The organism is Phreatobacter stygius, from assembly GCF_005144885.1.
GTDB lineage: Bacteria > Pseudomonadota > Alphaproteobacteria > Rhizobiales > Phreatobacteraceae > Phreatobacter > Phreatobacter stygius.
The window spans coordinates 2,316,922-2,329,551 of the sequence record NZ_CP039690.1; the positions used below are offsets into that span (position 1 = coordinate 2,316,922).

The window sequence follows — 12,630 nt, forward strand, 5'->3', positions numbered from 1 at the left end:
CGCCAGCGTCGCGCCGGAGCGATCGGGGACATGCTAGGATTGTGCTCCAAAGCCTGCCGCCCTACCTTCGCATTCCCTTTCGGAGACCCATCATGTTTCCTTTTGCCGGCAGCGACATCGCCCTTGTCGCCCTTGTTGTGCTTGCCATCATTATCATCTTTTCCGGCGTCAAGACGGTGCCGCAGGGCTATCAATGGACGGTGGAGCGCTTCGGTCGTTATGTCCGCACGCTCAGGCCGGGCCTGTCGCTGATCGTGCCGTTCATCGACCGGATCGGCCACAAGGTGAACGTCATGGAGCAGGTGCTCGACGTGCCGAGCCAGGAGGTCATCACCAAGGACAACGCCAAGGTGACGGTCGACGGCATCGCCTTCTTCCAGTCGCTCGATCCGGCCAAGACCAGCTACGAGATCACCAATCTCAACCTCGCTCTGCTCAACCTGGCGATGACCAATATCCGCACGGTGATGGGCTCGATGGACCTCGACGCGCTGTTGTCGCATCGCGACGAGATCAACGAACGGCTGCTGCGTGTCGTCGACCAGGCAGCCTCGCCCTGGGGCGTCAAGGTCAATCGCATCGAGATCAAGGATATCGTGCCGCCGGCCGACCTGGTGGCGGCCATGGGCCGGCAGATGAAGGCGGAACGCGAGAAGCGTGCGGTGATCCTCGAGGCCGAGGGTCAGCGCCAATCCGAGATCCTGCGCGCCGAAGGTCAGAAGCAATCGCAGATCCTGGAAGCCGAAGGCCGGCGCGAAGCGGCCTTCCGCGACGCCGAGGCGCGCGAACGCCAGGCCCAGGCGGAAGCCAAGGCGACCGAGGTGCTGTCGGTCGCAATCGCCGGCGGCAACTCCCTGTCGGTCAACTATTTCATCGCCGAGAAATATCTGAAGGCGCTCGAGGCCATGGCCCAGTCGCCGAACCAGAAGGTGCTGATCATGCCGGTCGAGACCACCCAGATCCTGGGCTCGCTCGCCGGCATCGGCGAGATCGCCAAGGCGGCGTTTGGAACCGACGCGCCGGCCCTGGCCAGGCTTGCGCCGCGCGGCAGCGTGCCGCCGGCCGGCGGCTGAAGGTAGTCCCGAGATGATCATCAACGGCTTTGCTTCACTTGGCGCCTGGGGCTGGATCGCCTTCGCAGCGGTCCTGCTGGTCGCCGAAATCGTCGTGCCGGGCTATTTCCTGATCTGGCTCGGCGCGGCGGCAGCGATCACCGGGGTGATCTTCCTCCTCCTGCCCGACGCGTCCTGGCAGGTCCAGGCCGGCGTCTTCGCGGCGCTGGCACTGGCCAGCGTCGTCGCCTGGTTCCGTTTCGCCTGGAGCCGCAACAGCGACGCCAGCGATCAGCCGCACCTGAACGAGCGCTCCGGAACCATCGTCGGCCAGGAATTCGTCATCGATGAGCCGATCCAGGCCGGACGAGGGCGCGTCCGCATCGCCGACACGGTCTGGGCCGTCACCGGCCCGGATTGTGCGTCCGGGACGCGCGTCCGGGTCAAGCGCATCGACGGCACCACGCTGGTGGTCGAACCGGCCTAGGGCGTGCACTCATAAAGGCTGCACGCCCTAGCGGTCGGGTTCGACGATGCCGGGGAACCGGCCGCGCCCGTTCCCCGAAAGTGCCGGTCCTTCAGGCCTTCGGCGGCCAGGGCGTCTCCGGGACCGGGGTCAGCGGACCTTTGCCGTCGGCAAAGGACACGAGATTGTCGACCACCAGTTGCGCCATCGCCCGCCGGGTATGGACCGAGCCCGAGCCGACATGCGGGAACAGCACGATGTGGTCCATGGCGATCAGTTCCGCCGGCACCCGCGGCTCGTCCTCGAACACGTCGAGACCGGCCGACTTGATCGTCTTCGCCTGCAGCGCCGCGATCAGCGCCTGCTCGTCGACCACCGAGCCGCGCCCGACATTGATCAGGACGCCATCGGGACCGAGGGCTGCCAGCACCTCGGCATTGACGATCTTGTTGGTCGCATCCCCTCCCGGCGCCACGATCAACAGGACATTGACGTCCCTGGCCATGCCGACAAGGGTTGGATAATAGCCGTAGGCGACGTCCTTCTGCTCGCTGCGGCCATGATAGACCACTGGCACGCCGAAGGCATCGAGGCGCCGGGCGATCGCCTTGCCGATGCGGCCAAGGCCGAGAATGCCGACCTTGCGGTCGCGCAGCGTGCCGGTCAGCGGATAAGGTTTCTGCAGCCATTTGCCGGCGCGCAGATAGCGGTCGTTCTGCGGGAACTCGCGCACCGTCGACAACAGAAGGCCGAGCGCCGTGTCGGCGACCTCCTCGTTCAGCACGTCGGGCGTATTGGTCACCACGATGCCGTGCTGACCGGCCCAGGCCGCATCGACCGCATCGTAGCCGACGCCGAAACTGCCGACGATCTTGAGATTGGGCAGGCGGCTCATCAGGGCGGCATCGGTCGGCGAATGGTTGCCGGTGGCGATCGCCATGACGGTCGGCGCCACCTCGTTCAGCATCGCCTCCTTGTCGGCCGCCTCCCACAGCTTGTGCACGGTGAAGCGTTGCGCCAGGCCCTCCTGGACCAGCGGCATCATCGGTCCGGTCATCAGAAGATCGGGCCTGCTCATGGTTCTACTCCCTGCTGCGGTCGCGCGAACTGTCCCATGCGACATCACATTTCAAACGATTGAAGGTTCCAAGGTGTTTCTGTGATCACACTTGATTTCAGAAATTCCAGCGTGCCACACTGGCCCCGACGAAAAGACACCCCGCTGCGTCCGGCCACACGGGACCGGATCAGAGAGCCCAGGTCAAGGGGCCGAAGCGCGGGGTACGGCTGACCGCCCAGGGAGGATCATAGATGGCATCCGTCGACATCCGCGACGTGCGGAAGGCTTTCGGCTCGACACCGATCATCCATGGCGTTTCGGTGCCGATTTCCGACGGCGAGTTCGTCGTGCTGGTGGGTCCGTCCGGCTGCGGCAAATCGACTCTTCTGCGAATGATCGCGGGGCTGGAAAACATCACCGGCGGCGAGATCGCCATTGGCGACCGGGTGGTCAACAACGTTCCGCCGAAGGAACGCGACATCGCCATGGTGTTCCAGAACTACGCGCTCTATCCGCATATGACGGTGGCCGACAACATGGGCTTCTCGCTGAAGCTCCGGAACGCCGCCAAATCGGAAATCGACGTCAAGGTGAAGCGCGCCGCCGAGATCCTCAATCTCGGCGCGCTGCTCGAGCGCTATCCGCGGCAACTGTCCGGCGGCCAGCGCCAGCGCGTCGCCATGGGCCGCGCCATCGTCCGCGATCCTCAGGTGTTCCTGTTCGACGAGCCTTTGTCGAACCTCGACGCCAAGCTGCGCGTCGCCATGCGCACCGAGATCAAGGAGCTGCATCAGCGGCTGAAGACCACCACGGTCTATGTCACCCACGACCAGATCGAAGCCATGACCATGGGCGACAAGATCGTCGTCATGCATGACGGCATCGTCGAGCAAATGGGCGCGCCGCTCGATCTCTACGACAACCCGCGCAACCTGTTCGTCGCCGGCTTCATCGGTTCGCCGGCGATGAACTTCCTGAAGGGCAAGATCGACGGCAAGGATTTTGTCCTGGAGGGCGGCCAGCGCCTGCCGCTCGGCAAGCCGCCCGTCGGCTTCGACGGCAAGCCGGCGGTCTATGGCATCCGGCCCGAACATTTCCTCTTGGACGACCAGGCCGGCGCCGAGGCCGAGGTCATCGTCGTCGAGCCGACCGGTGCGGAAATCCAGGTCGTCGCCAAGCTCAATGGCCAGGACGTCATCCTGGTGTTCCGCGAACGCCATGACTTCAAGCCGGGCGACATCATCAAGCTCAGCACCGATCCGCGCGTCACCCATCTGTTCGACGCCGAGACCGGTCGTAATCTCGGCCAGCACTGACGCGGCCCGCGCGCCGGCAAAGCTCGGCCGCGACGGCCGGCAGCACCACTTTCGAAGGCTCGCCATCGGATCACGCCAAGCGGGATGAACCCGCCGAAACAACGGAAAGGCCCGCACCAGACGGGCTGCCGCCATCATCAAGGGAGGATCGACCATCATGACCAGCATCACACGCCGTTCGCTCGTCAAAGGGGCAGCCGCCGCCGGCGCGCTGACCGCTTCGAGCGCCACCGAATGGGCCAAGGCCTGGGCCCAGGCATCGCCGTTCAAGCCGGAGGCCAATGCCTCGATCAGCGTGCTGCGCTGGCGCCGTTTCGTCGAGGCCGAGGACGCCCAGTTCAACAAGATGGTCGCGGCCTTCACCCAGGCGACCGGCGTCAAGGTGACGCTGACCAGCGAGAGCTTCGACGACCTGCAGCCCAAGGCGTCGGTCGCCGCCAATACCGGCGCCGGCCCGGACATCTTCTGGGGCCTCTATTCGCTGCCCCACCTGTTCCCGCAGCGCTGCGTCGACGTCACCGACGTCGCCGACTATCTCGGCAAGAAATATGGCGGCTGGGTGCCGCTGGCCGAAGCCTATGGCAAGCTCGGCAACAAGTGGATCTCGATCCCGGTCGCGGTCAATGGCGGCTATATCAACTACCGCATTTCGTCGCTCAAGGCCGCCGGCTTCAACGAGGTTCCCGGCGACAATGCCGGCTTCCTCGAACTGTGCAAGGCGATGAAGGCCAAGGGCACGCAGGTCGGCTTCCCGCTCGGCCGCGCCACCGGCGACGGCAATGCCTTCGCCCATTGGCTGCTCTGGTCGCACGGCGCCTACCAGGTCGACGACAAGGAAAAGATCACCATCAACTCGCCGGAGACCGTCGCGGCGCTGCGTTATGCCAAGCAGCTCTACGACACCTTCATTCCGGGCACCGCCGCCTGGAACGATGCGAGCAACAACCGCGCCTATCTGTCGGGCGAGGTCCATCTGACCGCCAACGGCATCTCGATCTACGCCGCGGCGAAGATTTCCCCGGATGCCAAGCAGCGCGAGATCGCCGCCGACACCGATCACGCCTTCTGGCCGGTCGGCCCGGTCGGCAGGCCGGCTGAAATCCAGCTGGCCTTCCCGATGCTGGCCATGAACTACACGCGCTCGCCGAATGCCTGCAAAGCCTTCATGGCGTTCATCCTGGAAGCCGAGCAGTTCAATCCGTGGCTCGAGGCGGCCGGCGGCTACCTGACCCATATGCTCAACGCCTATGACAACAACCCGGTCTGGACCACCGATCCGAAGACCCGGGTGTTCCGTGAATCGGCCAAGCGCAGCCTGGTCGCCGGCGCCCGTGGACCGCTGAACGAGAAGGCGGCGACCGCAACCGCCGACTTCATCGTGGTCGATCTGTTCGCCAATTTCTGTACCGGCAAGGAGACCGAGGCAGGCGCCATCGCGCTCGCCGAACGCCAGTTGCGGCGCATCTATCGCTGACGCCAGTCCCGCTGGCTTCCCAGTCCTGCTGGCTTCATGGAGGCGGCCGCGACGCCGCCTCCCATTGCCGATTTCGGGTGGAGGCGGCGCTTTTTTGAGCTGCCTCCCTAGCCCTACGCCGGAGTTCCCCGATGGCCGACGCCGCTCTCGCCAACCCGACCGCCAAGGCCTCGCCACGCGACGTTTCGATGTGGGACCAGCTGAAGCGCAACCGCAATTGGCTCGGCGCCTGGTTCATGATGCCGGCCATCGCCTTTCTGGTGCTGTTCCTGGTCTATCCGCTGGGCAAGGGCATCTGGATCAGTTTCACCGATGCAAAGATCGGCCGCGCCGGCACTTTCATCGGCCTGGAAAACTACGAATGGCTGATGGGCGACACCGACTTCATCCGGGCGCTGATCTTCACCATCGTGTTCACCTTCATCGCCTCCGGCATCAAGTTTGCGGTCGGGCTCTATCTCGCCCTGCTGCTCAACAACAACCTGCCGTTCAAGGCACTGATCCGCTCGATCGTGCTGATTCCCTTCATCGTGCCGACCGTGCTCTCGGCGGTGGCGTTCTGGTGGATCTTCGACACCCAGTTCTCGGTCATCACCTGGGGCCTCGTGCAAGTCGGCATCCTGCCGAAAGGCGGCGTGATCAACTGGCTCGGCGACCCGTTCCTCGCCCAATGTTCGGTGATCTTCGCCAATATCTGGCGCGGCATTCCCTTCGTCGCCATCACGCTGCTGGCCGGTCTGCAGACCGTGTCGCCCTCGCTCTACGAGGCGGCGACACTGGACGGCGCATCCAAATGGCAGATCTTCCGCCACATCACCTATCCGCTGCTGACCCCGATCATCGCCGTCGTGATGACCTTCTCGGTGCTGTTCACCTTCACCGACTTCCAGCTGATCTGGGCAATGACCCGCGGCGGGCCGGTCAACGCCACCCATCTGATGGCGACGCTGTCCTACCAGCGCGGCATCCTGGGCGGCAATCTCGGCGAAGGCGCCGCCATCGCCACCGCCATGATCCCGTTCCTGCTCGCCACCATCATGCTGTCCTGGTTCGGTCTGCAGCGGCGCAAATGGCAGGCGGGAGAGAACAGTGACTGATCGCCCGATGCAGCCATTGCCGGCCGAAACGCCGGCCACCATCACCATGTTCGGCGGCGCGCCGGCCTTCGGCCAACCACGATCGAGCGGGAGAACGCCATGACCGCCACGGCCCCCCAGACCAACCCGGTCCGCGCGGCGAGCCTCGCCTCGTCCGACGCCTCCGAGGGCATGAGCTATCTCGAGAACCTGCCGCGCAAGGTGGTGACGGTCTATCTGCCGCTGATCATCATCATGATCGTGCTGCTGTTTCCGTTCTACTGGATGGTCATCACCTCGATCAAACCGGACGCCCAGCTGCTCGACCTGCAGACCAGCAACCCGTTATGGGTGACCGAGCCGACGCTGCGCCATGTCGAGAAGCTGCTGCTCGATTCCAACTATCCGCGCTGGCTGTGGAACACCATGCTGGTGGCGGTCTGCGCCACCTTCCTGTCGATCTTCGCCTCCGTCCTGGCGGCCTATGCCATCGTCCGGGTGCGCTACAAGGGCGCCCAGACGGTCGGCGGGCTGATCTTCCTCGCCTATCTGGTGCCGCCGTCGATCCTGTTCATCCCGCTGTCGACGATCATCTATGCCTATGGGCTGTTCGACACGCCCTTCGCGCTGATCCTGACCTATCCGACCATCCTCATCCCGTTCTGCACCTGGCTGCTGATGGGCTATTTCAAGACCATCCCCTACGAGCTTGAGGAATGCGCCCTGGTCGACGGCGCCAGCCGCTGGCAGATCCTGACCAAGATCATCCTGCCGCTCGCCGTGCCCGGCCTGATCTCGGCCTTCATCTTCGCCTTCACCCTGTGCTGGAACGAGTTCGTCTACGCATTGACCTTCATTTCGTCGAACCACAACAAGACCGTGCCGGTGGCGATCATCTCCGAATTCGTCGACGGCGACGTGTTCCGCTGGGGCTCGCTGATGGCCGGCGCGCTGGTCGGCTCGTTGCCGCTGGTCATCCTCTATGCCTTCTTCGTCGAGCATTATGTGTCGGCGATGACCGGCGCCGTGAAGGAGTAGGGCCTTGACCAGCATCGCCTTCGCCGGCCTTGGCGCCATGGGACGGCCGATGGCGGCCAACCTGATCAAATCCGGCCATCAGGTCAGGGGCTTCGACGTCAATCCGCTGGCGCTCGACTGGCTCGAGGGCCAGGGCGGCACGCCGTTCCCGAGCGCCAGCGACGCCGCCGATGGCGCCGACGTGCTGGTCCTGATGGTGGTCAATGCCGATCAGGCCGAGGCCGTGTTGTTCGAGGCCGGCGCCCTCGACGCCCTGAGCCCGCGGGCGCTGGTCATTCTCTCGGCCACCTGTCCGCCGGCCCGCGCCGCGGCGATCGGCGCCAAGGTCGAGGCAAGCCAGCGCCGCTTCATCGACGCGCCGGTCTCGGGCGGCGTGGTCGGCGCCGAGGCCGGCTCGCTCACCATCATGGCGGCCGGCCCCCAGGCCGAGTACGAAGCCGCCGAACCGATCCTGAGGGTGATGGGCTCCAGGCTCTACCATGTCGGCCAGAAGGCTGGCGACGGCGCCATGGTCAAGACCATCAACCAATTGCTCTGCGGCGTGCATATTGCCGCCGCGGCCGAGGCCCTGGCGCTCGGCGAGCGCGCCGGCCTCGACACCAGCCTGCTGCTCGAGATCTACGGCGCGAGCGCCGCCGGCAGCTGGATGCTCAGCAATCGCGGCCCGCGCATGCTGATGGACGATCCGCCAGTCACCTCTGCGGTCGACATCTTCGTCAAGGATCTCGGCATCGTGCTCGATGCCGGCCATTCCACCCGCGCGCCGCTGTTCCTGGCCGCCGCCGCCCACCAGCTGTTCCTGGCGGCCTCCGGCATGGGCCTCGGCAAGGCCGACGACGCGCTGGTCATCGAGGCCTATCGGGCCATGGCGCCGAAAAGCTGAATGCACAGGCCTCGATCACGACGGGGCTGACCGTCAGCCCTCACCCTCGTCGTCCTCGTCGTCGCCGCCGAGGTGTTCATGCGGCTGCAGGGTCTTCTCGATCCGGCGAAGCAATTTCCTGAGCCGTTTCACATCCTTGGTGTCGAGATCGGCAAGCATCTCGTCTTCCGCCGCGAACCACAGGTCGTCGAGCGCCAGGGCCTTGGCGCGGCCGGCCTCGGTCAGGCCGACGCGAACCAGCCGGCCGTCGCCGCCTTCGCTGGTCTTGCGCTCGACCAGGGCCTGGACATGCAGCCGGCCGACGGTCTTGGATGCGGTCGGCGGCCTGACCCGCAGCGTCGTGGCAAGGTCGCCCATGGTCATGTCACCGGCATCCGCCAGGATCTTCAGAACCTGCTCCTGGCCCGGATAGAGCCCGAGCGTGGTCAATTTGCGTGCCACCAGCGCACGATGAACGCGTGCGGCATGTTGAACATGGGCGCCAATGGTCTTGCGATAAGGTTCTCGCACCGGCCGTTCGGCCTCCTTCGCGCGGGTCATGCCTATCCCCCTGAAGCGTGACCGGGCGAGTGGCTGATATCAACCCTGCGCGCGGCCGCGTGACGGCCGCGGAGTCGCGACCGCCGCATATTCCCCTCGGCAACGTGACAACATCGTGACCAAGCCAGCCGGCTCACAAGCTGGCCATCCGATTGCGCACCTTGGCGAGAAAGGCGGCGCGGCTTTGCGGTGTCGACCGGTTCATGTCGTAATGGGCGAGATAGGTCACCGGCGACGTCGTGCGGGTCACCCCGCGCAGCGAACGGGTGCAGAACTTGCGCGGCGGATTGCCGAGCAGCAGCGCCTTCAGCCAGGTCGCGCCATAACTGGTCACCACGGCCACCTTCTTGACATTGGTGAGCTGGCCGCGCGCCTTGCCGTCGACCATGCCGAACGACACGCCGGGCAGGAAAACCCGGTCGAGAAAGCCTTTCAGCACGGCCGGCAGGCCGAAATTCCACACCGGGAACACCAGCACCAGGGCTTCCGCGGTGCGCAGCCTGTCCACATAGCCGTTGACCGGCAGGATGTTGGTGGCGAGGTCGTGATACCCGGCCCGCTCGGCGCGGCTCAGGACCGGATCGAAACCTTCGGCGTAGAGATCGCAATCATCGACCTCATGGCCCTGCGCGGCCAGCGTCTCGACCACGGCGCGATGCAGCGCCGCGCCGTAGCTTTCCGGGTTCGGATGGCAATAGAGGACGAGAACTTTCATCGGGCATCCATGGCACGATTCGTCACCTGGTCATGATCGCCGCGGTCGCGCCGCGGCGCCGCGACCGGCGGCTCGTCTCATTCGGCGACGCCCGCCTCGGCCAGGCTCTTGAACAGGAAATGTTTGCCTGATTTGTAGTCGTAGCTCGGATCCTCCCAGGCGATCATCTTGCCCGGATTGAGCAACCCCTTCGGATCCGCCTCCTTCTTGAAGGCGAGCTGGACGTCGTCGGTCTGTTTCATGCCGCCCTCTTCCAGCGTGTAGCGGTGCGGATTGAACACCGGCGCGCCCATGTCCTCATGGATCCTGACGATCTCGTCGAGCCGCTCCTCGGTCGTGAACCGCACCATTGGCAGGCCGAAACAGGTCACTTTGCCGTCGAAGCGGACGAATTCGAGATGACCGATCACCTCGTCGCCGAAATGCGCGTGCAGCTTGGCCGCCAGCGCCACCTGGTCGGGGAACGGGTAGAGCGTCTGCAGATAGGTGATCGCCGGATCGATGCGCAGCGCCCTCAGTGTCGTGTGGTTCCAGGTCAACTCGAAACCCGGCGGCAGGCGCTTCTTGTCATCGTCGGCGAGGACGTCCGAGCGGAACAACAGTTCGGCACTGGCACGCCTGGCGAGCGCCAGCGTAGCATCGACCGCGAAGTCGGCGATCATCGCGATGACCACATGGCTGTCGGGCTGCAGATAGTCCTGGTGGCGCAGGAAATAGCTGTGCGGCGCCGGCGCGGCGATCACCGTCAGGTTCTTCTTGGCGATGCCGTCCTGCTCGCCGAGCGAATTGGCGAAGCCGGCCGCGCGCTCGAACGTGTCGAAGCCGAAGATCAGGTCGACCCAGGCATAGGCCGGCCCGAGCGGCATCTCGACCTCGGTGATGATGCCGTTGGTGCCATAGGCATGGGCCACCTTGTGGAGGTCGTCGCCGGTGAGCTCGAGCACCCGCGGCTCCGCCTCCATGGTCACCACCTTGAGCCGGATCACATTGCCGGCGTCACGCAGGCCACCCCAGGTGATCGAGCCGACGCCGCCGGATCCGCCGGCGATGAAGCCGCCGACCGACGCGGTCGCATAGGTCGAGGGATGCATGCGGACTTCCTGCGCCTGGCCGCGCGCCAGCTTGTCGATATCGGCGATGACCGCGCCGGCCTCGGCGACGAAACGCCCGGGCTGCACGGCGATCACCGTATTGAGGCCGGCCAGATCCAGCACGATGCCGCCGGACAGCGGCATGGCCTGGCCGTAATTGCCGGTGCCGGTGCCGCGCGGCGTCACCGGGATCCCCAGTTCATAGGCCGCGGCCAGGGTGCGTATAACCTCCGCCTCGTTCGCCGGCGACACGATGATGTCGCCGACGACATGATCGAGCTGCCGCTTCAAGGTCGGCGAGTACCAATAGAAGTCCCGGCTCTTCTGTTTCACCAGCGCCGGGTTCTCTTCCGTTCTGATGCCGCCGAGGCGGCTCTTCAACCCGGCGATGTCGTAGGTCGTCATGGCGTCAACTCCACAGCACGTCGAGGTCGCGATAGCAGGGCAGCGTCGTATCGATGGCCCGGCCGGCCCGGATCACCGTCCGGTCGGCCTCCGGCCGGGCCAGGAGTTCGGTCCAGGTCCGGCCGCGGAACAGCACGAGATCGGCGGCAAGGCCTGCCGCGATCAGGCCGCGACCGGAGAACCCGCAGGCCTCGGCCGGAGTTCCCGTCACGGTCAACGGCCAGTCGCCGACCGGATGGTCGAAATGCAGGATCCGGGTCGCCGCCCGGTACACCTCCAGCACATCCAGGTCGCCATAGGCATAAAAGGGGTCGCGGGTGTTGTCGGATGCGACCATGACCGGCGTGCCGCGCTGCTTCATCTCGTGCAGCAAGGTGACACCGCGCCGGCGTGGCGTGCGCCCGAAGCTCCGGTCCTGCAGATACATGTTGCACATCGGCAGCGAGACGACGGCGAGGCCCGCCTTGGCGACCAGGTCCAGCGTGCGCTCGACCTCGTCGTCGGCCTGCGCCGACAGCGAGCAGCAATGGCCAACCACGATCCGGCCATTGCCGTTCTCGGCCCAGCCGAAACGCAACGCGGCCTCGGCGATCAGCCGCAACGAATGGGCCCCCGCATCAAGCGTCTCGTCGACATGGAAGTCGAGCTTGAAACCTTGCGCCAGCGCCGTCGAAAAAAGCTGCTCGAGCCCCTCGGCCAGGTTCGGCGACATATAGGTGACGCAGCCGAGGCCGCCGCCGAAACGCTTCAGCACGGGCACCAGCTTGTCGAGATAGCCGTCCTCGACCACGACATCGATGCCGCAGAGCGAGGAGGCCTGCAGGTCGATCCGGCCAAGCCACTCCTGCCGGAGCTCACTGAATAGGGGCCAGGAAATGTCGATCTGGCCGGGCAGCGAATCGATATGGGTGCGGATCGCCGCGGTGCCGTGGGCAAAAGCCGACCTGAGCCCGAAATTCATCCGCGTCCTGACGTCCACCGCCGACCAGTTGGCCTGGCGATCGGCGGCGACCGCGGCGAGCGCGCCCGGAAAGGTGCCGTCGGGATTGGCCGCGCGCGGCCAGATATGGCCCTTGTCGAGATGGGTATGGCTGTCGACGAAACAGGGAAACACCATGGCCCGATCGAGATCGACGGTGGCCAGGTCGGTCGCGGCATCGGCCGCCGACCGCACGCCGATCGTTTCGATCCGGCCGTCGGTGATGACGATGTCGGCGAGCGCCAGGCCATCGCCATTGGCATCAAGCGTGGCGCCGCCGACCAGCGCTGCCGGAACCGTCGCATTGGCGAGCCGATAGCGGCCACTGTCGGGAAGCGAGGCAAAACCGAGACCCATGCAATTCTCCTGCGCGCAATCTGTTTGCGTGGCCCTGCCGCTATGCGTCAGCCTGAATCGGCGGCGGCGCATCGGTGGGCGCTGCAATAGATCACGAGGCGTGCGCGGGAGGCCAGAGCCGCGGTGGAATGGAGGTGCTGCGCCGCGGCCGGCAGCGCCGGATTTGCCGCCGGCTGGC

General features: G+C 65.6%; 12 protein-coding genes. 7 read left to right on the forward strand and 5 right to left on the reverse strand.

The window, feature by feature from the left end:
- Positions 1–92: 92 nt before the first annotated feature.
- Positions 93–1,073, forward strand: a complete 981-nt coding sequence (locus E8M01_RS10620) for an SPFH domain-containing protein (RefSeq protein WP_136960091.1) — start codon at positions 93–95, stop codon at positions 1,071–1,073.
- 13 nt (positions 1,074–1,086) lie between these two features.
- Positions 1,087–1,539, forward strand: coding sequence for an NfeD family protein (locus E8M01_RS10625; RefSeq protein ID WP_136960092.1), 453 nt, complete (start codon positions 1,087–1,089; stop codon positions 1,537–1,539).
- 91 nt (positions 1,540–1,630) lie between these two features.
- Here the strand turns inward: E8M01_RS10625 and E8M01_RS10630 are convergent, their stop codons facing one another.
- Positions 1,631–2,596: a 2-hydroxyacid dehydrogenase gene (locus E8M01_RS10630; RefSeq protein WP_136960093.1), complete on the reverse strand. Its 966-nt coding sequence runs from the start codon at positions 2,594–2,596 to the stop codon at positions 1,631–1,633.
- A gap of 233 nt (positions 2,597–2,829) precedes the next feature.
- Between E8M01_RS10630 and E8M01_RS10635 the strand changes: the two genes are divergently transcribed.
- The 5 genes from E8M01_RS10635 to E8M01_RS10655 all read left to right on the forward strand — a co-directional run bounded on the left by E8M01_RS10635 (position 2,830) and on the right by E8M01_RS10655 (position 8,365).
- Positions 2,830–3,894, forward strand: a complete 1,065-nt coding sequence (locus E8M01_RS10635; protein ID WP_136960094.1) for an ABC transporter ATP-binding protein — start codon at positions 2,830–2,832, stop codon at positions 3,892–3,894.
- A 157-nt stretch (positions 3,895–4,051) separates the two neighbouring features.
- Positions 4,052–5,368, forward strand: coding sequence for an ABC transporter substrate-binding protein (locus E8M01_RS10640; RefSeq protein WP_136960095.1), 1,317 nt, complete (start codon positions 4,052–4,054; stop codon positions 5,366–5,368).
- A gap of 131 nt (positions 5,369–5,499) precedes the next feature.
- Positions 5,500–6,465, forward strand: coding sequence for a carbohydrate ABC transporter permease (locus tag E8M01_RS10645; RefSeq protein WP_136960096.1), 966 nt, complete (start codon positions 5,500–5,502; stop codon positions 6,463–6,465).
- Between the two features lie 99 nt (positions 6,466–6,564).
- The gene (locus E8M01_RS10650; RefSeq protein ID WP_136960097.1) at positions 6,565–7,482 is read left to right on the forward strand and encodes a carbohydrate ABC transporter permease; all 918 of its coding nucleotides are present in this window, start codon (positions 6,565–6,567) and stop codon (positions 7,480–7,482) included.
- 4 nt (positions 7,483–7,486) lie between these two features.
- Entirely contained in the window at positions 7,487–8,365 is an 879-nt protein-coding gene (locus E8M01_RS10655) for an NAD(P)-dependent oxidoreductase (protein ID WP_136960098.1), read from the forward strand.
- A gap of 33 nt (positions 8,366–8,398) precedes the next feature.
- Here the strand turns inward: E8M01_RS10655 and E8M01_RS10660 are convergent, their stop codons facing one another.
- From E8M01_RS10660 to E8M01_RS10675, 4 genes are all read right to left on the reverse strand, one after another.
- Positions 8,399–8,905: a MarR family winged helix-turn-helix transcriptional regulator gene (locus E8M01_RS10660; RefSeq protein WP_246088675.1), complete on the reverse strand. Its 507-nt coding sequence runs from the start codon at positions 8,903–8,905 to the stop codon at positions 8,399–8,401.
- Between the two features lie 133 nt (positions 8,906–9,038).
- The gene (locus tag E8M01_RS10665; RefSeq protein ID WP_136960099.1) at positions 9,039–9,620 is read right to left on the reverse strand and encodes an NAD(P)H-dependent oxidoreductase; all 582 of its coding nucleotides are present in this window, start codon (positions 9,618–9,620) and stop codon (positions 9,039–9,041) included.
- A 77-nt stretch (positions 9,621–9,697) separates the two neighbouring features.
- Complete coding sequence (locus tag E8M01_RS10670; RefSeq protein WP_136960100.1) at positions 9,698–11,116, reverse strand: FAD-binding oxidoreductase; 1,419 nt, start codon at positions 11,114–11,116, stop codon at positions 9,698–9,700.
- 4 nt (positions 11,117–11,120) lie between these two features.
- Positions 11,121–12,452 (reverse strand): cytosine deaminase, encoded by a 1,332-nt coding sequence (locus tag E8M01_RS10675; RefSeq protein WP_136960101.1) that lies wholly within the window; start codon positions 12,450–12,452, stop codon positions 11,121–11,123.
- Positions 12,453–12,630: the final 178 nt, after the last annotated feature.